Below are 18,702 nucleotides of genomic sequence, written 5' to 3' on the forward strand. Positions count from 1 at the left end.
CCGGTCCCGGTCAGGCGGTGAAGAAGCGCGAGCGCTGGGACTCGATCTTCTTCAGCAGGGCGGAGCCGTCGTCGGGGTGGCCGAGCCACTCGGTCAGGCCGGGCAGGACGACCGTGGACACGAAGCCGGGGTCGCTGTCGCGGTCGCCGAACTGGGTGATGTGCTTGGCGGAGGCGATGAGTTCGGCGGACTTCTTCTGCAGGTCGTTGTACGAGCCGGTGCCCGCGTTCCGGTGGACGGCGACGTTGCTGGGGTCGACGGCCATGTAGTGGTTCTCCGCCTGCGCGCTGCCCAGGAACTCCAGGAAGCGCTTGGCGCCCTCCTCGTTCTTCGGCCTGCGGCTGAGCATGAAGCCGTCGGTGGGGGCCTCGACGGTGTCCTGGCCGTGGGCGGGGTCGATCTCGGGGAAGGGGAAGAAGTCGATGTCGGCGCGCAGCGTTTCGTCGGTGATCTGCTGGCCGAGGAAGAGCCCGATGACCGCCATGCCCGACTTCTTGTCGAGCAGCGACTGGGCGGCGTCCTGCCAGGAGCGGCCGCCGCCGCCCTTCTGGTAGTACGGCGCGAGCTGTCGCCAGTGGTCGAGCGTGGCGGTGGCGCGCCGGTCGGTCCAGGAGACCTCGCCGCGCATGAGGGACATGTGGAACTCGTATCCGTTCGTGCGCAGGTTGAGGTAGTCGAAGGCGCCGAGGATGCTCCAGCTGTCGCCGCCGCCGTAGCCGGAGGCGATCGGCGAGAGGCCGTCCTTCTGCATCTGCCGGGCGAGGGCGGTGAACTCGTTCCATGTGCGGGGTATCGCGTAACCCCGCTCCTTGAACAGGCTCTTGCGGTAGAAGACGGCCCATGGGTAGTTGTAGAGCGGCACGAAGTAGTACGTGCCGTCCTCGCCGCGCGACAGTTGCCGGGTGGCCTCGCTGAAGCCGGAGCCGATCTTCTCCCACACGTCGTCGAGGGGGCTGCACAGCTTCTTCTTGGCGAAGTACTGCATGCGGTAGCCCGCGAACCAGGTGAACACGTCGTCCGGCGTGCCCTGGAGGTAGTTGGAGATGCTCTTCTGGAAGGTGTCGTGGTCGACGGTGTTCGTCTTCACCGTCAGGCCGCTCTTCTCGCCGAACGCCTTCGTCACCGCGGCGTAGGCGGACTTCGGTGTGGCGTCCGCGCCGTTGGACCCGAAGGTCACGGTCTTCGGGTCGGCCGCCGCGCCCGGTCCGCAGGCGGTCAGCAGGGGCGCGGCCAGGGCGCCGGCACCGACGCCCAACAGCCCGCCCACCACACCGCGGCGTCCGGGCCCGGCGGTGGCCGGCGCCGGTGAAGGATTGCGGCTCTGCAGCGTCATCGCTACTCCTTGTGCGTGTCTGATCTGATGAAGGACTGGATGGCGGTGGCCGCGGCCCCGCGCGCCCACTCCTCGAAGGGCAGCGGACGTGTCCTGACGTCGCATCGCCCGGCGGTGCCGAAGGCGGATGCGGCGAACGCGTCGCGGATCTGCTCGGCGAACAGGTCGTAGGCGGCGAGTCCCTCGCCGGAGATGATCACGCGCTCGGGTCCGAGGAGATTGACCACGGAACCGATCGCACGTCCGATGGCCTCGCCCGCCCGGGCATACACCTCCCTCGCCCCGGGGTCGCCGCGGTGGGCGAGCGCCAGGGCCTCGGCCGCGTCCGCCACCGGTGTCCCGGTGGCGGTCCGTACGTCGCGGACGATCGCCGAGTCGGCCGCGATCGCCTCCACACAGCCGCGGTTGCCGCAGTGGCACTGCGGGCCCGCCGGGTCGAGGGACAGATGCCCGATCTCGCCGGCCACCCCGTGCGCACCGGAGACGACCCGCCCGCCCACGACGAGGCCGCAGCCGATGCCGGCGCCGACCGTCACCAGGGCGAAGTCGGAAAGACCAACTCCCGCCCCGAACCACTGCTCGGCCACGGTCAGCGCGCGTACGTCGTTGTCGACGGTGACCGGCAGTCCGGTGGTCATGGCGACCAGTTCGGCCAGCGGGATCTCCCGCCACTCCAGGAACGGCGAGTACCGCACCATCCCCGCGGCCCGGTCCACGTCGCCCGACACCGCGACGCCCACTCCGCGCACCGGCACACCGAACCCCTCGGCCTCGGCGAGCAGTTCCTGTACGAGACCGGTCATCTCGGCGAGCACGGCCTTGGGTTCGCGGTCGCCGAGCGGTACGTGCCGGGCGACGCGGATCCGGCAGCACAGATCGCTGAGGACGGCGATGATCTCGTCGCCGGTCACCTTGAGCCCGATGAACAGGGCCCGGCCGCCGTCCACCCGGAGCGGGTTCGCCGGCCGTCCCAGCGCGGTCCGTGACTCCTCGTCGACGTCCTCCACCAGGTATCCGGCCTCGATCAGCGGCCGGACCGCCTTGGTCACGGCCGCCGGGGACAGGCACGCGCGTTGTGCGATCTCCGCCCGGGTCAGCGGACCGTGGGACAGCACGATGGTGAAGATCTGAGGGGCGGCCGGCGTATGGGCCGGGAACAGCTCCGGGCGAGGGGTCGGGCGCATGGCGGGGAACCTACGGTCCATTCTTTTCTGCTGTCAATGAAAGAAGCAGGATTCATCGGAAGTTCGAGTTCGCGGCGCTCCGCACCATCAAACAGCAGATGTGCATGGGGCATTGACAGGTGATCCAAGGAGGACTTGGGTGGCGTCTGCACGCGGTACCGCTCTCCCACGTGAGGATCCATGACGGTCGTCTCCCACGCCCCGGACACCGGGCTCTGGCTGCTGAACACCCCGCACACCTCGTACGCGCTGCGGATCGACGAGTCCGGGGCTCCCTGTCACGTGGCCTGGGGCCCGCGGCTGGATCTGGAGCAGGCTGCGGAACTGGCCGCTCCGCCCCCGCCGCCGCACAGCAGCTTCGAAGGCCGGCCGGGGGTGGGCGAGGAACTGCCCGTCGACGGAGGCGCTCGCTTCGGCCCGCCGTCACTTCAGGTCCGCTTCGCCGACGGCACCCGCGGATTCGAATGGCAGCCGGAGGGCCATCGGCTCACCGAGCCGGCCCCCGGAGTGCACGAACTCGAACTGTCCTTTCGCGACCGGGCCCATCCGCTGCGGGTGGCGCTCCGCTACCGGGTCCACGATGACAGCGACGTCATCGAGCGCCGGCTGGTCCTGCGCAACGACGCGGACGCCGCGGTGGAGGTGCTGCGCGCCGATTCGGCGGCCTGGTCACTGCCGGCGCTGCCGGGATACCGGCTCAGCCATGTCACCGGCCAGTGGTCGGCGGAGACTCAGCTGCGCCGGGAACCACTGCCGCACGGCGAGACCGTTCTGACCAGCCGCCGGGGCATCACCAGTCATCACGCCAACCCGTGGGTGATGGTGGACGACGGTTCGGCCACCGAGACCCACGGGCGGGTGTGGAGCGCGGCACTGGCCTGGAGCGGCAGCTGGCGGATCACCGTGCAGCGCACGCCCGACGGCCGGGCCGGGCTCACCGGGGGAGCGGGCCACGACGGTGTCGCCCTGCCGCTGGGCCCGGGCGAGGAGTTCACCACCCCCGTCTTCGCGGGGCTGTACGCCGAGGGCGGCTTCGGCGAGGCCAGCCGCGCCTGGCACGCGTACACCCTGGCCCACGTACTGCCGCACCCCGAAGAGCAGGCGCCGGTGCTCTACAACTCGTGGGAGGCCACCGGATTCGACGTCGACGAGGAGAGCCAGCTGGCGCTCGCCGCGCGGGCGGCCTCCCTCGGCGTCGAGCTGTACGTACTGGACGACGGCTGGTTCGGCGCGCGCCGCAGCGACCGGGCGGGACTAGGCGACTGGACCGCGTCCGCCGACCGCTTCCCCCGCGGGCTCGGGCCGCTGGTCAAGGAGGTCCACCGGCTCGGCATGCGGTTCGGCCTGTGGGTGGAGCCGGAGATGGTCAACCCGGACAGCGACCTGTACCGCGAGCACCCCGACTGGGTCCTGCACACACCCGGCCGTGCCCGTACGGAACTGCGCAACCAACTGGTGCTCAACCTCGCGCGCCCGGACGTCGCCGACTTCACCTACGACTGGCTGACCCGGCTGGTGGGCGACGAGGGCATCGACTTCCTGAAGTGGGACATGAACCGCGCCTTCAGCGAGGCCGGCTGGGCTGACCGGGAGAACGGCTCCGACCTGCTGTGGACGCGCTACGTGCACCAGCTCTACGGGATCATCGACCGGCTCCGCGCCGACCACCCCGGCCTGCGCGTCGAAGCGTGCAGCGGAGGCGGCGGCCGGGTCGATCTCGGCATCCTCTCGCGCACGGACCAGGCATGGGTGTCGGACAACACGGACGCGCCGGACAGGATCTCCATCCAGCACGGCTTCGGCCAGATCTACCCGGCCCGGACCATGGCGGCCTGGGTCACCGACGTGCCGAACCAGCTGACGAGCCGCAGCGTGCCCCTGCGGTTCCGGTTCCATGTCGCGATGGCCGGGCTGCTGGCCATCGGCGGAGACCTCAACGCCTGGTCGCCCGACGACATGGCCGAGGCCGCCGGCCTGGTCGCCGAGTACAAGACGGTACGGCACCTCGTGCAGCACGGAGCTCTCCACCGGATCGGCGAGCCCGGCGGCGAGGGGCCGACGGTGGTGCAGTACACCGCGCCGGACTCCGGCGAGGCCCTGCTGCTGGCGTGGCGGGCCAACGAACGCCACGGCAGCCCTCGTGTCCCGGTCCGCCCGGGCGGACTGGACCCGGCCGCGCGCTATCGCGACACCCGCACCGGGGCGGTGCACCACGGGGCGGTTCTCGCGGGATACGGACTGATGCTGGAGCTGCCGGCGGGGGACTGGTCGAGCACGTCGGTCCATCTGGTGCGGGACCGGGCGTAGCGACCGCCCCGCGGCCGGGTGGACCCGGCACGGTGAGGCCGAGGGAGCTCGGCCGAGTGCCGTTGCGCCCGGCCGGGGCGGTTGCGCCCGGAGCTCGCGACATGCATCACAATCTCCCGGCGCCGGGACGGTCGCGGAGGCCGTCGTTCTGCCTCGACAACAGTGGTTTCGCAACCCAGAGCCACCGACCGCTCGCGGTCCGTACGGCACGTGTTTGTGTCTATGGTCGATCTCCGGCCGTCCGATATTCCGATATCGGCGGCCTTTGTCCTTGCAGTCGACCGAGAGGCAGGCGAGCGGAACCTTGCCGAGTGCCACCTTCCACGCACCGATCCGGAACAAGGTCCCCCGGCAGAGCCGGGGCACCGTCACGACCGCCACCGTCACCGACCCCGCGCTCGTCAAGCGCGCTGTGAAGGCGGCCGCGCTCGGCAACGCGATGGAGTGGTTCGACTTCGGCGTCTACAGCTACCTCGCCGTGACGCTGGGCAAGGTCTTCTTCCCCTCCGGCAATCCCACCGCCCAGCTGCTGTCCACCTTCGGCGCCTTCGCCGCGGCTTTCCTCGTCCGCCCGCTCGGCGGCATGGTCTTCGGCCCGCTCGGCGACCGCATCGGCCGCCAGAAGGTGCTCGCCGTCACCATGATCATGATGGCCGTCGGCACCCTCGCCATCGGCCTGATCCCGTCGTACGCGGCGATCGGCGTGGGCGCGCCGATCCTGCTGCTCGCGGCCCGGCTGGTGCAGGGCTTCTCGACGGGCGGCGAGTACGCGGGCGCGACGACGTTCATCGCCGAGTACGCGCCCGACCGGAAGCGAGGCTTCCTCGGCAGCTGGCTGGAGTTCGGCACGCTCGCCGGCTACATCGCCGGTGCGGGTCTGGTCACGCTGATGACCGCTCTGCTGTCGTCCGAGGACCTGCTGTCCTGGGGCTGGCGCATTCCCTTCCTGATCGCGGGCCCGATGGGCGTCATCGGTCTCTACATGCGGACGAAGCTGGAGGAGACCCCGGCGTTCGCCGCCGAGCTGGAGAAGGCCGCGCGTGAGGAGCGCGAGCGGCCGAAGGTCCCGCTGCGCGACATGATCACGGGGCAGTGGAAGGGCCTGCTGCTGTGCATGGGCCTCGTCCTGATCTTCAACGTCACGGACTACATGCTGCTGTCCTACATGCCGAGCTATCTGACGAGCGAGCTGCACTACGACGAGACCCACGGCCTGCTGGTCGTGCTCGGTGTCATGGTGCTGATGATGATCGTCCAGCCGTTCGCCGGCGCGCTGTCGGACCGTGTCGGCCGCCGCCCGGTGATCGCCGCCGGCTGTGCGGGCTTCTTCTTCCTCTCCGTCCCCGCGCTGCTGCTGATCCGCCAGGGCAGCCTCTTCGCCATCGCGCTCGGCATGGGCGCGCTGGGCCTGCTCCTGGTCTGCTTCACCGCGGCGATGCCCTCGGCCCTGCCGGCCCTCTTCCCCACCCGCGTCCGCTACGGCTCCCTGTCCATCGGCTTCAACGTCTCGGTCTCGCTCTTCGGCGGTACGACGCCGCTGGTGGTCACGGCCCTCATCGGCGCGACGGGCGACGTGATGATGCCGGCCTACTACATGATGGCCGCGGCGATCATCGGTGGCGTGGCGGTGTGGTTCATGGCGGAGTCCGCAGGTCGGCCGCTGCCCGGGTCGCCTCCCGCCGTGGAGACGCAGGCGGAGGCGCGGGCCGTCCGGGCGGCGTAGCCGGGCCGGGCGCGTGGCGCCTGCGACCGCGATGTGATCGGCTCAGGAGTAGCAGGAGCAGGGAGGGAGCAGAACCGGTTCCCGCGGTTCCTTGAGGCCGAGAAGTGCGCGGGGCGAAGGAGGACGCGATGTCGGAGCAGTCAAGAGGCGATGACGTATACCAACCGGAGCATTCGGATGTGAAGAACCCGCCGGTCGACGATCTCGACCTGGAGAACGTGCTCGACGAGCAGGACCTGGACGGCATTCTCGACGAGGGCTATTCGCCGCCGGAGCGACCGCTGGGCGTGGAGAGCTACGGCACCACGGGAGCGGAGCAGATGCGGGGCGCCTCCCTGGCGGACCGGCTGGCCCAGGAGACGCCGGAGGTGGAGCCGCCCGAAGGGGACGGCATCGGTGATCTGCCGACCGACGGTGAACCCGTGGACGACGAGGCCGGGGATGCCCGCACCGGCAGGCTCCGCCCCGAGGTGGACGGCACGGGTGGCACCGTCGACATCCTCGCTCACGACGTCGGCATCGACGGCGGGGCGGCGTCCGCGGAGGAGGCGGCCATGCACACCATCGCGGACGAGGAGGAGGGCGAGGTGGAGGACCTTCAGTGACCTCCAGTGACCTCCACCGGCCCCCGGTGAGCAGGGCCGTCGCCGCGATCGCCGGGTCACGCGCGGCGGCACGACGCTCTCCCGGAGACCGTTTTTAAGTTAATTAGCAATTAATATTGACAGCTTTCGAGGGCGCGGCCACAGTTTCCGCCGTGGCGCCGCCGCCCCGGCGTGATCCCGGGTGGGGCTGCCACGTGGACCCCAACTTCTCGGGAGAATTCAGTGGCTTCGCATCGTGCAGGGTTGGCGCGGGTGCGGCGTACCACGGTGGTGCTCGGCGCCGTGGTGCTGGTCGGGTCGGCAGTACCCGCGGCAGGCGCCGCGGACGACCAGGGCGCGCCGCAGTACTACGACAGCGGCCTCGCCCCCACGCCGTACATGGGATGGAACACCTACTACGGGCTCGGCGCCCCCACGGAGGACCAGGTCAGGAAGGTCGCCGACCACCTCGTCAGCAGCGGGCTGCGCGACAGCGGCTACGACATCGTCTGGCTGGACGGCGGTTGGCAGGCGGACGAGCCGCGCGACCCGGTGACGGGCCGGCTCGTGGCCCACCCCGCCCGCTTCCCCTCCGGGATCCCCGCGCTGGTGACGTACCTTCACCAGCGCGGTCTCAAGGCCGGTATCTACACCGACGCGGGCGCGTACGACGGCGGCAAGTGGTGCGGTCTGGGCAGCCGCGGCCACTACGACGAGGATGCCCGCCAGTTCGCCGGGTGGAAGGTCGACGCCATCAAGGTGGACTTCCTCTGCGGCATCGGGGCGGGGCTCGACCCGGGCCCCGCCTTCAAGGAGTTCGGCGACGCCGTCGCCAAGTCCGGCAGGAAGATGCTGCTCAACCTGTGCAATCCGCTCACCGACGACTGGGGCATGCCGCACACCCCCGAGCAGGACGCGCACAACGCCTTCGTCTACGGGCCCACCACCGCCGACTCCTGGCGCACCGGAACCGACATCGCCTGGGGAACCCCGACGGCGGGCGAGTGGCCCAACGTCCTGCGCAACATGGACGCCAACGCCTGGCACCCCGAGGCCCAGGGGCCGGGGCGCTACAACGACCCGGACTACCTCATCCCGATGCGCAAGCTCGCCGAGGGCGGCTACGAACTGACGGAGGAGGAGTCCACCACGCAGTTCGTGATGTGGGCCGAGATGGCCTCGCCACTGATCATCGGCAGTGACCCGCGCACCCTGCCGAAGTCGATGATCGACACCCTGCGCAACCCCGAGATCATCGCCGTGAACCAGGACCCGCTCGCCATCCAGGGCGTGCGCGTCGCGACCGACACCGCAGGCGACGTCTACAGCAAGGTGCTGAAGGGGGCGGGCAAGCGGGCCGTCGTCCTGCTCAACCGCTCCGACCAGGCGCAGGAGCGCACCGTGCGGTTCTCCGACGCCGGGCTGACCGGCCCCGTCGCGGTCCGCGACCTGCGGGCCCGTGCCTCGCGCGGGACGCACACCGGCTCGTACACGGTGCGCGTCCCCGCGCACGGAACCGCCTTCCTGAAGCTGACGGGCACGGACGACGCCCCCGGTACGCAGCTGCCAGGCCGCGCCTCGGCGAGCCCCGCGCTGGTGCGCGACGGGGACACGCTGACGGTCTTCGCCCGGGGTACGGACGGGAGCCTGCGCGCGCAGAGCGCACGGGGCGGTGACTGGTCCAAGGCCAGGACCACCGAACTGGGCGGCCCGACCCACGGCCGCATCCTCGGCCAGCCCGCCGCGTACGCCTCTGCGGGCGGCAGGATCGACGTCTTCGTCCGCGGCACCGACGACACCGCCTACCGGCGGGTCTACGCGGACGGGCGCTGGGGACGCTGGCAGAGTCTCGGAGGGACGCTGACGGACGCGCCGACCGCCGCCTTCGCCGGCCCCGACGAGTGGACGCTGTTCGCCCGCGGCGCGGACGGGCGCGTGTGGTCACGCGGCCCCGCCTCCGGCTGGACCTCCCTGGACGCGCCGCAGGACCGGCCCTTCTACGGACGCCCGTCGGCCGTGACCGACGACGCCGGACGACTGCACCTGGCGGTGCGCACCGCCGACGACGCCGTGTGGTCGCGGACCCGTGACACGTCCGGCACCTGGTCCGACTGGACGGCGCTCGGCGGCACGACCAGCGGCAGCCCGACCCTGGTGGCCTCGGGCGGCACGGTGCGCCTGTACGCGCGGGCCGGTGACTACACGCTCTGGCAGCGCAGCTGGACCGCTGCGGACGGCTGGGCGGGCTGGACCAAGAACACCGCGTTCGTCAGCGGTGCCTTCGACGGCGCGCTCGGTGCCGTCGCCGGGCCGGACGGCGGCGTGCTCGCCGCCTTCCGCGGGGTGGACGGTCGCGTCCACCAGAGCGCGCTCTGAGCCGCGCCCGCGCTGCTCGACCCGCTCCGCTCCACCAGCTGCGATCGCTCCATCCCGGTGTGCTCCGGGCCTTGCCGGGCCCGGAGCACACCCTCCGGAAGATAAATTAGTAATTATTCTTGACGGCGCGTGGATCTCGGGACAGGCTGTGCCTGCCGCACCCAGAGCCGGGCCGTCAGGGGGCCTCAGCTCCGTTTCGTGGGCACTTAGGGAGTGCACAGATGACCGCCTTCAACGCCACCCGCCGCAGGTTCCTCGCAGGAGCAGGTGCAGTCGGCGCGGGCGCGCTGCTCAGCAGCTGCGTCACCCAGAGCCCGTCCGCCACCGGAGGAAAGTCCGGCGGCCCGGTGACCCTGCAGTCCAACCTCTCCTCCCCGCAGGCCAAGACCGCGATGCAGGCGGTCGTCGCCGCCTTCGACAAGCGCGGCGGCGCCGGGGCACAGCTCAACACCGTCGCGGCGGAGACCTTCCGCACCCAGCTGCCGACCTACCTCACCTCTGCCAACCCGCCGGACGTCTACACCTGGTACCCCGGCTCCGTCGCCGAGTCGTACGCGAAGAAGGACCTGCTGCTCGGCCTCGACGACATCTGGGCCGGACCCGAGTTCGCCGGCTACTCCGACGCGCTGAAGAGGCTGTGCACCTCGGCCTCCAGCGGCACGAAGGTCTTCGTGCCCACCACCTACTACTGGTGGGGGATGTTCTACCGGAAGTCCAACTTCGCCAAGTGGGGCGTCGAGGAGCCCAGGACCTGGGACGAGTTCCTCGACCTGTGCGACAAGCTCAAGAGCAAGGGCGTCGCACCGATCGGCCTCGGCGCCGGCGGCGACACCCCGTGGGTCGCCTCCACCTGGTTCGACTACCTCGACATCCGTGTCAACGGCGCCACGTACCACCGCGAACTCCTCGCCGGAAAGCACCGATTCGACGACCCCGAGGTCCGCAGGGTCTTCGACCGCTGGGACGAGGCGCGCCCGTTCTTCGACCCGAACGGCACGGCGATCCCCTTCCAGGACGCCACCACCGCTCTCCTCCAGGGTCGAACGGGCATGATGCTGATCGGCACCTTCTTCGCCGACGCGGCACCCAAGGACGCCCTGGGCGACCTGGACTTCTTCCAGTTCCCGATCATCGACCCGAAGATCCCGGTCGCCGAGGAGGCGCCCGCCGACGGCTACTTCGCCAGCGCCCGCACCAGGCGCGCAGACGGCGTCAAGGAGCTGCTGCGCTACCTGGCCACCGCCGAGTCGCAGGAGCTCTACATCAAGAACTCCTCGGGCACCGTTCTGCCCACCCACCCCGACGCCAAGGACGCGGGAACCCCGCTGGTCCTCAAGGGCCGCAAGCTCATCGAGAGCGCCACCGATCTCACCCAGTTCTTCAACCGCGACTCCAGCGACGCCCTCCAGCCGACCGCCGACACGGCGCTGGTCCACTACTTGGCCAAGCCGAAGCAGATCGGTTCCATCCTCACCACCTGGCAGCGCGGCGCAGAGAAGATCTGGAGCCAGTGACCATGGCGCTGATCGGCTCCGCACGACGGTCGAGGGCCACCCGGGTGCCCCCGGTGGTCCTGGCCTTCGTGCTCGTCCCGCTGCTCGCCGAGGCGTTCTGGGTCTTCTGGCCGGCCCTGCAGGGCTTCTACCTGTCGCTGACGTCCTGGGACGGCCTGAGCGCACCCGCCTTCGTCGGCCTCGGCAACTTCAGCGAGATGGCGCACGACGCGGTCTTCCGCACCGCCCTGGTCAACACGGTGCTGTGGCTGCTGCTCTTCGGCGGGCTCTCCGCCGCCCTCGGCCTCGGTGCCGCGCTGCTGCTCCAGCAGGAGCGGCGCGGCATCGGGTTCTACCGGGCGGCGCTCTTCCTGCCGGTGGTCTTCTCGCTGGTCGCCACCGCGCTGGTGTGGCAGGCGATGTACCAGCCGGACGGTCTGATCAACAACGTGCTGTCGGCCGTGGGTCTCGGCGGCTGGCGGCACGCGTGGCTCGCCGACCAGGACACCGCCTTCTACGCGGTGATCGTGCCCGCGCTGTGGCGACAGGTCGGCTACGTCATGGTGCTCTACCTCGCCGGCCTCAAGGGAATCGATCCCGTGCTGTACGAGGCGGCCAAGGTCGACGGCGCGGGCCGCCTGCAGCAGTTCCGCCACATCACCCTGCCGCAGCTGCGCAGCGTCAACGCGGTCGTCCTGTCGGTCATCGTCATCGACTCCCTGCGCTCGTTCGACGTCGTCTGGGCGCTGACCCGCGGCGGCCCGTACCACTCCTCCGAACTGCTGAGCACCTACATGTACTCCACCGCGTTCCAGTCCCTGCGCCTCGGATACGGCTCCGCGCTCGCCGTCGTCATCTTCGTGCTCGCCTTCGGCGTCATCGCGAGCTACCTCGTGCGTGCCTTCCGGGAGGCCGACCGATGACCGTCACCCACGCCTCCGCACCCGTCGGCAAGAGCTCCGGAAACGATCCCGCCACCGGCTCCGCCGGCCCGGGGCCGCACCCCCGCCGGCCCGCCCTCGGCAGCCGCGCCCTGCGCACCGCCGGCTTCCACCTCACGGCGGGCACGCTGTCCGCGCTGTGGCTGCTGCCGATCGCCCTCGTCCTGGTCACCAGCACCCGCACCTTCGACGACATCGCCGCCCACGGCGTCGGCAGCCTGCCGCACTCCTTCACCCTGGACGGCTTCCGCCAGGCATGGGTCGACGGCGGCCAGCAACAGGCCCTCATCAACAGCATGCTCGTCACCGTTCCCACCGTGCTGCTCTCGCTCGGCCTCGCCTCCATGGCGGCCTTCGCGCTCAGCCGCTACGACCTGCCGCTGCGGCGAGCCCTGCTGCTGCTCATGCTCGGCGGCAATCTGCTGCCCCCGCAGATCCTGCTGATCCCGGTCTCCAAGCTCAGCGAAGTGATGGGCATCCACGACCAGTTGTACGCCCTGATCGGGGTGCAGGTCGGCTTCGGCGTCGGCTTCTACGTCTTCGTCCTGCACGGCTTCATGCGGGCGATCCCCGACGAGATCCAGCAGGCCGCCGTCATCGACGGCGCGAGCCCCTGGCAGATCTACCGGCGGATCATCCTGCCACTGGCCCGCCCGGCACTCGCCGCACTCAGCGCGCTGTCGTTCACCTGGATCTTCAACGACCTGCTGTGGGCCATCACGGTGCTCCGCACCGACACACAGATGCCGATCACCGCGTCCCTCCTCGGCCTGCAGGGCCAGTACGTGTCCATGTGGAACGTGATCGCCGCAGGGTCGGTGATCGCCGCCGCCCCCACCGTCGCCGTCTTCCTCCGCTTCCAGCGCCACTTCGTCGCCGGACTGAACCTCGGAGCCGTCAAGTGACCCCGCACGACCGGTGGCTGCTGCGCACCGACACCACCACCTACGCCGTCACCCTCGGCCCGGACGGCCACTGGGCCGAGCTCGCCGCCTGGGGCCCGCACGGCGCCGAGGCGGGCCCCTCGCCGATGGACCGGTCGCGGCGCACCCACTTCCTCACCCCCGCCGACGCCGCACCGGCCGAGTACATCCCGTACGGGCTGCGCCCCTTCACCGGCGCCGATCTGATCGCCCAGCACCCGGGCGGCGAACGCGGCAGCTGGTGGAGGTTCACCGGCGCCGCGCCGGACGGCGACCGCGCACTGCGCCTGGACTTCGGCGACGACGTCCTCGGCCTGCGGACGACCCTGTGCTACGAGACCGTTCCCGGCACCGACGTCGTCCTTCGCTGGACGGAGCTGACCTGCACCGGGGACAGCGAGCTGCGCCTGGAACGCTTCGACTCCGCAGCCGTCAACGTGCCCGTCCAGGCGGGTGCCCGGCTGACGTACCTGGCAGGACAGTGGTCGCAGGAGTTCCAGCTGCGGGATGTGGAACTGGCGCGCGGACGCTTCGAGATGGAGAGCACCCAGGGCTCCGCCGGTCACGCGTACGCCCCATGGCTCGCGATCCAGGACTCCGCCGCCCCCGCCGAGGGCGCCACCCCCACCTACGGCATCGCCCTGGAATGGTCCGGCAACTGGCGCATCACCGCCGACGCCGAGCCCGGCGGATCCGTACGGATCCGCGCCGGGCGGGTGCCGCACGAGGGCGCCGTCCGCCTCGCCCCCGGCACCACCCTCACCACGCCCCGACTGGCCTGCGCCTTCAGTCCCGACGGCCTCGACGGACTGGCCCGCGTGTGGCACCGCTACGAGCGCCGGCTCACCGGCGGGCGCATGGACCGGCCCCGCAAGGTCCTCTACAACTCCTGGGAGGCCACCGGCTTCGACGTCGACGCCGCCGGGCAGCTGGAGCTGGCCAAGACGGCCGCGGAGCTGGGCGCCGAACTGTTCGTCGTCGACGACGGCTGGTTCACCGGACGCCACGACGACACCGGCGGCCTCGGCGACTGGGAGCCGGACCCGGCCGGCTTCCCCGGCGGACTCGACCACTTCGTCGACCAGGTCAGGGCGCTCGGCATGGACTTCGGCCTGTGGGTCGAACCCGAAGCGGTCAGCCCGCGCTCGCGGCTCCACGCCGAACACCCCGAATGGGCCTACCGGATCGAGGGCCGACCCGCCACGCTCGTGCGCAACCAGCTCCTCCTCGACCTCGGCCGCACGGACGTCCAGGAGTTCGTCATCGGCACCCTCGACCGGCTGCTCTCCTCCCACTCCATCAGCTACCTCAAGTGGGACATGAACCGGCCGCCCACCGAACGCGGCCGTCCCGGTCACCCGGCCGGCACCGACCCGGAACGCCACGACCTCGACGCCGCCCATGTCGCCGGCTACCTGCGCGTCCTGGACCACCTGCGCAGCGCCCACTCCCACGTCACCGTCGAAGGCTGCGCCGGCGGCGGCGCGCGCATCGAACACGCCACCCTCGCCCGTACCGACGTGGTGTGGCCGAGCGACAACACCGCGCCCATGGACCGGCTGCGCATCCAGTACGGCTACCTCCACGCCCACGCCCCGCACACCATGAGTTCCTGGGTCACCGACGCTCCCGGCATCTTCGACCCGCGGCCCCGCTCCCTCGCCTTCCGCTTCGTCGGCTCCCTCGCCGGCGTGCTGGGAATCGGCGCCGACCTCCGCGACTGGACGCCGGAGCAGCGCGCCGAGGCCGCCCGATGGATCGCCCGCTACAAGGACGTCCGCGACGTCGTCCACCACGGCGAGGTCCATCTGCTCGGCAGCCCCGACGACCCGACCTGCGGCATCCAGTACGAGGAACCGGGCGGCCACCGGCTGGTGGTGACCGCCTGGAACACCGGCCCGCTCGACGGCGCGCCGCTGGTTCCCGGCCCGGCCGCCCGGCTGCGGCTGCGCGGCCTCGACCCGGGCGTGGCGTACACCGACCAGGACTCCGGGACCCGCTACGGCGGCGCGTATCTGCTCCACTCGGGGCTGCCGTTCGCCTGGACCGCCGCACACGACGCGGAGTTGGTCGTCCTGGCCCGGCAGTGACGACAACGGAAGAATCCGAGCACGCACCACCTCCCGACAGGAGACGACCCACCCCATGAACCCAGCGGCTCGCTTCACCCACCGCGTCGCCGTCGTCACCGGCGCCGCATCCGGCATAGGTGCGGCCACCGCGGCACGCCTCGCCGCCGAGGGCGCGGCCGTCGTGCTCGCCGACATCGCCGCCGACCGCGGCGAGGAGACCGCCGCGCGGCTGCGCAAGGACGGCGCGCGCGCCCTCTTCGTCGCCGCCGACACCGCACGCGAGGACGACTGGCGGCGGGTGATGACCGCCGCCCACACCTTCGGGCCCGTGGGCGTCCTGGTCAGCAACGCGTTCACGGTGGAGGTGGCGCCCGCCCACGACACGAGCCTCGCCTCCTGGGAACGGCAGCTGTCGGTCAACCTCACCGGCGCCTTCCTCGGCTTCAAGGCGGCACTGCCCGACCTCCGCGACAACCGGGGCGCCGTGGTGCTCGTCTCCTCCGTCCACGCCCACCGGGGCATCCCCGGGCACCCCGCGTACGCGGCGAGCAAGGGGGCCCTGCTGTCGCTGTGCGGCCAGCTCGCCGCCGAGTACGGACCGGACGTACGCGTCAACGCCGTGCTGCCCGGCCCGATCCTCACCGGCGCGTGGGACCGGGTGCCGCGGGACGACCGTGAACGCAGCATCGCCGAAACCGCGGCCCGCCGCTTCGGCACCCCCGAGGAGGCGGCCGCGGCCGTCGCCTTCCTCGCCGCCGACGAAGCCTCGTACATCACCGGATCGAGCCTGCTCGTGGACGGCGGCTGGAGCGTCGTCAAGGCTTCCGCCTGACGGACCGACAGCGCCGGCCACCGACCGACCAGCAAGAAAGGCAAACACATGACGCCATACGCGCGCCGCGGGGTGCACGGCCAGACCGTGGAGACCCTCGCCCGCCGGGTGCTCAGCGGCGAGATCCCCGAGGGAGCGACGCTCGACATGGCAGCCCTGCAGAGCGAACTGGACGTCAGCCTGACGGCCCTGCGTGAATCGCTGAAGGTGCTCGCCGCCAAGGGCATGGTCGACGCCCGGCAGAAGCGCGGCACCTTCGTCCGCCCCCGATCCGACTGGAACCTGCTCGACGCCGACGTCCTGCGCTGGCAGTTCTCCGAGAGCAGCGGCACCGGCGCCGACCCGGCGCTGCTGCGCAACCTCGGCGAGGTCCGCGGCATCATCGAACCCGCCGCCGTGCGGCTGGCCGCTGCCCGCCGCACCGACGCCGACCTCGAGGCACTGGAGGCGGCACTGGCCGCCATGGGCCAGGAAGGCGGCGCGAGCCACGCCGTCGAGTCCGACCTCGCCTTCCACCGCGCACTCCTCGCGGCCACCCACAACGAACTGCTGGAACGCATGGAGATGGTCATCGAGTCGGGCCTGGCCCAGCGCGACCGGCTCGTGCACAGCGCCCCGCACAGCGGGGACCCCGTACCCAGCCACCGGGCCGTCCTCGACGCCGTACGGGACCGGGATCCGGACGCCGCCGAGCAGGCCATGTGTGCCCTGCTCGACCAGGCGATGCGCGACCTCGACAAGGTCAGCGGCCCGCACGGGAGAGGGGACGAGGGCGAGGACGCGGCCGCGGACGGTGCTGCCGGGGACACGGGTGGCACTGCCCGGGAGACGGGCGGCACTGCCGGAGCCGACGAGGAGAAGGACGGCCGGGCAAAGTGAAGATCGAGCGCGTCGAGACCTTCCTCGTCCCGCCCCGCTGGCTGTTCTGCCGGATCGAGACCGACGACGGTGTCGTCGGCTGGGGCGAACCCGTGGTCGAGGGCCGGGCCGAAGTCGTACGGGCGGCCGTCGATGTCCTGTCGGAGTACCTGGTGGGCCAGGACCCGCTGCGCATCCAGGACCACTGGCAGGTGCTGACCAAGGGCGGCTTCTACCGTGGCGGGCCCGTGCTCTCCAGCGCCGTGGCAGGCATCGACCAGGCCCTGTGGGACATCGCGGGCCGCACCCTCGGCGTACCGGTGCACACCCTGCTCGGCGGGCCCGTCCGTGACACGGTCCGCGTGTACGCCTGGGTCGGCGGCGACGAACCCGCCCAGATCAAGGACGAGATCACCGCCCAGGCCGAGGCGGGCTTCACCGCCGTCAAGATGAACGCCGCCGGGCGCACCGCACCGCTCACCAGCCCCGCCGAGACCGCCGCGGTCGTCGAACGGGTCGCGGCGGCACGCGAGGCCCTCGGTCCGTACCGTGACGTCGCGATCGACTTCCACGGCCGGTTCAGCGCCGCCAACGCGCGCCGCGTGCTCCACGAGATCGCCCCGCTGCACCCGCTGTTCGTCGAGGAGCCCGTCCTGCCCGACCAGGCTCGTCTGCTCCCGGGGCTGGTGTCGGCCTCGTCCGTCCCGCTCGCCACCGGTGAACGGCTCTACGGGCGCGCCGACTTCCTCCCCGCACTGACCGCGGGCATCGCCGTCGCCCAGCCCGACCTGTCGCACGCCGGCGGGATCTCGGAGGTCACCCGGATCGCCTCGCTCGCCGAGACCTTCGGGGCCCAGCTCGCGCCGCACTGCCCCCTCGGCCCGATCGCGCTGGCCGCGAGCCTCCAGGTCGCCTTCGCCACGCCCAACTTCCTGATCCAGGAGCAGAGCCGCGGCATCCACTACAACAAGGAGGCCGACCTGCTGTCCTACCTCGTCGACACCGAACCCTTCCGCTTCGTCGCCGGCCAGGCGCACCGCACCCCACTGCCCGGACTCGGCATCGCCGTCGACGAGGACGCGGTTCGCGCGGCCGACCGCTCCGGCCACGCCTGGCGCAACCCCGTCTGGCGGCACGCCGACGGCTCCTTCGCCGAATGGTGAGCCCCGCCGTGAACGCCGCGGCGAGCCCGGGGGAGCGCGGCACCCGGCTTCCGTTGTCCGTCGTCACCGACCCGGAACGCGGCGGCCGCTGGACCTCGCTGACCGCCGGCGGCCGCGAATGGCTCTGGCACCGCGACGAGCCGCGCCGCGCCCGCGTCCAGCCCGGCGACGCCTTCGCCGACGCCGGGGGACTGGAGGAGTGCGTACCCACGGTGCGCGGGCTCCCCGACCACGGGGACGCCTGGTCACGGCGGTGGCGTCGGGACGGGGACCTGGACGTCGTGGAGTGCCCCGACTTCCGCCTGGCCCGTCGTATCCGCGACGACGCCGGCGCGGCCGTCGCCGACTACACGCTCACCGCCGAGCCGGGTTACCGCTTCGTGTGGGCCGCCCACGCCCTGCTCGACCTGTCCCCGGCCGCCCGGATCGGCATCGACGGCCCCGCCGTGACCCGGCTCCACCCGGACGAGGGCGCGCGGTGGGTCACCGGCGCCTGGCCCCGCGTCGACGGCATCGCGCTGGACCGGCTCGGCCCGGACGACGGGACCGCCGTGGGCGCCGTCGTCCTCACCGCGCGGGTCTGCGTGCACGACGGCTCCGACACCCTGCACATGTCCGTGGAGGCCGACGGCCCGCCGGTGTCCGTCGCCCTGTGGCGAAACCTCGGTGGCTTCCCCCGGGACGCGCCGTACCGCTCCGTCGGTGTCGAGCCGATGCTCGGCCGCGTCTTCGACCGCACGGCGGCCGAGGACGGGGACACGGCCGTCGTCCCCGCGTCCGGCGAAGCCGCCTGGCGGCTCACCGTCACCGTGACCCGTCGCGCTACTGAGCATGGCGCCGCCGACCACCGCGCCACTGACCACTGCGCCGCCAACCACCGCACCACCCGCTGAACACACCACCACCAGAAGGG

14 protein-coding genes are annotated in these 18,702 nt (G+C 71.7%); 12 read left to right on the top strand and 2 right to left on the bottom strand.

Annotation, left to right across the window (positions count from 1 at the left end):
- Positions 1 to 10: 10 nt before the first annotated feature.
- Both ACIQMR_RS12755 and ACIQMR_RS12760 read right to left on the bottom strand, forming a co-directional pair.
- Positions 11 to 1,333 carry an ABC transporter substrate-binding protein gene (locus tag ACIQMR_RS12755; protein ID WP_401385429.1) on the bottom strand — a complete coding sequence of 441 codons (1,323 nt, stop codon included), beginning with the start codon at positions 1,331 to 1,333 and terminating at the stop codon, positions 11 to 13.
- Between the two features lie 2 nt (positions 1,334 to 1,335).
- The gene (locus tag ACIQMR_RS12760; RefSeq protein WP_401385430.1) at positions 1,336 to 2,517 is read right to left on the bottom strand and encodes an ROK family protein; all 1,182 of its coding nucleotides are present in this window, start codon (positions 2,515 to 2,517) and stop codon (positions 1,336 to 1,338) included.
- 180 nt (positions 2,518 to 2,697) lie between these two features.
- Between ACIQMR_RS12760 and ACIQMR_RS12765 the strand changes: the two genes are divergently transcribed.
- The 12 genes from ACIQMR_RS12765 (at position 2,698) to ACIQMR_RS12820 (ending at position 18,682) form a co-directional block, all read left to right on the top strand.
- A complete protein-coding gene (locus ACIQMR_RS12765; RefSeq protein WP_401385431.1) occupies positions 2,698 to 4,824 on the top strand; it encodes an alpha-galactosidase in 2,127 nt (708 codons plus the stop codon).
- Positions 4,825 to 5,155: 331 nt separating this feature from the next.
- Positions 5,156 to 6,547, top strand: a complete 1,392-nt coding sequence (gene proP / locus ACIQMR_RS12770) for a glycine betaine/L-proline transporter ProP (protein ID WP_401385737.1) — start codon at positions 5,156 to 5,158, stop codon at positions 6,545 to 6,547.
- A gap of 128 nt (positions 6,548 to 6,675) precedes the next feature.
- A complete protein-coding gene (locus tag ACIQMR_RS12775; RefSeq protein WP_401385432.1) occupies positions 6,676 to 7,152 on the top strand; it encodes a DUF5709 domain-containing protein in 477 nt (158 codons plus the stop codon).
- A 252-nt stretch (positions 7,153 to 7,404) separates the two neighbouring features.
- A complete protein-coding gene (locus tag ACIQMR_RS12780; protein ID WP_401385433.1) occupies positions 7,405 to 9,507 on the top strand; it encodes a glycoside hydrolase family 27 protein in 2,103 nt (700 codons plus the stop codon).
- A gap of 221 nt (positions 9,508 to 9,728) precedes the next feature.
- A complete protein-coding gene (locus ACIQMR_RS12785) occupies positions 9,729 to 11,021 on the top strand; it encodes an ABC transporter substrate-binding protein (protein WP_401385434.1) in 1,293 nt (430 codons plus the stop codon).
- Positions 11,022 to 11,023: 2 nt separating this feature from the next.
- A complete protein-coding gene (locus tag ACIQMR_RS12790; protein WP_401385435.1) occupies positions 11,024 to 11,923 on the top strand; it encodes a carbohydrate ABC transporter permease in 900 nt (299 codons plus the stop codon).
- Positions 11,920 to 12,846: a carbohydrate ABC transporter permease gene (locus ACIQMR_RS12795; protein WP_401385436.1), complete on the top strand. Its 927-nt coding sequence runs from the start codon at positions 11,920 to 11,922 to the stop codon at positions 12,844 to 12,846. Before ACIQMR_RS12790 ends, ACIQMR_RS12795 begins: the two co-directional genes overlap by 4 nt.
- Entirely contained in the window at positions 12,843 to 14,954 is a 2,112-nt protein-coding gene (locus ACIQMR_RS12800) for an alpha-galactosidase (protein ID WP_401385437.1), read from the top strand. Before ACIQMR_RS12795 ends, ACIQMR_RS12800 begins: the two co-directional genes overlap by 4 nt.
- A 55-nt stretch (positions 14,955 to 15,009) precedes the next feature.
- Positions 15,010 to 15,768 carry an SDR family NAD(P)-dependent oxidoreductase gene (locus ACIQMR_RS12805; protein WP_401385438.1) on the top strand — a complete coding sequence of 253 codons (759 nt, stop codon included), beginning with the start codon at positions 15,010 to 15,012 and terminating at the stop codon, positions 15,766 to 15,768.
- Between the two features lie 48 nt (positions 15,769 to 15,816).
- Positions 15,817 to 16,647, top strand: coding sequence for a FadR/GntR family transcriptional regulator (locus tag ACIQMR_RS12810; RefSeq protein WP_401385439.1), 831 nt, complete (start codon positions 15,817 to 15,819; stop codon positions 16,645 to 16,647).
- Positions 16,644 to 17,789 carry a galactonate dehydratase gene (dgoD, locus tag ACIQMR_RS12815; protein ID WP_401385440.1) on the top strand — a complete coding sequence of 382 codons (1,146 nt, stop codon included), beginning with the start codon at positions 16,644 to 16,646 and terminating at the stop codon, positions 17,787 to 17,789. Before ACIQMR_RS12810 ends, dgoD begins: the two co-directional genes overlap by 4 nt.
- On the top strand, positions 17,783 to 18,682 hold the full coding sequence (locus tag ACIQMR_RS12820; protein WP_401385441.1) for a hypothetical protein: 900 nt from the start codon (positions 17,783 to 17,785) through the stop codon (positions 18,680 to 18,682). Before dgoD ends, ACIQMR_RS12820 begins: the two co-directional genes overlap by 7 nt.
- The last annotated feature ends 20 nt before the right edge of the window (positions 18,683 to 18,702 follow it).

Origin of the sequence: Streptomyces sp. NPDC091376, from assembly GCF_044757085.1 — a bacterium.
In the GTDB taxonomy this organism is placed as follows: domain Bacteria; phylum Actinomycetota; class Actinomycetes; order Streptomycetales; family Streptomycetaceae; genus Streptomyces; species Streptomyces pratisoli.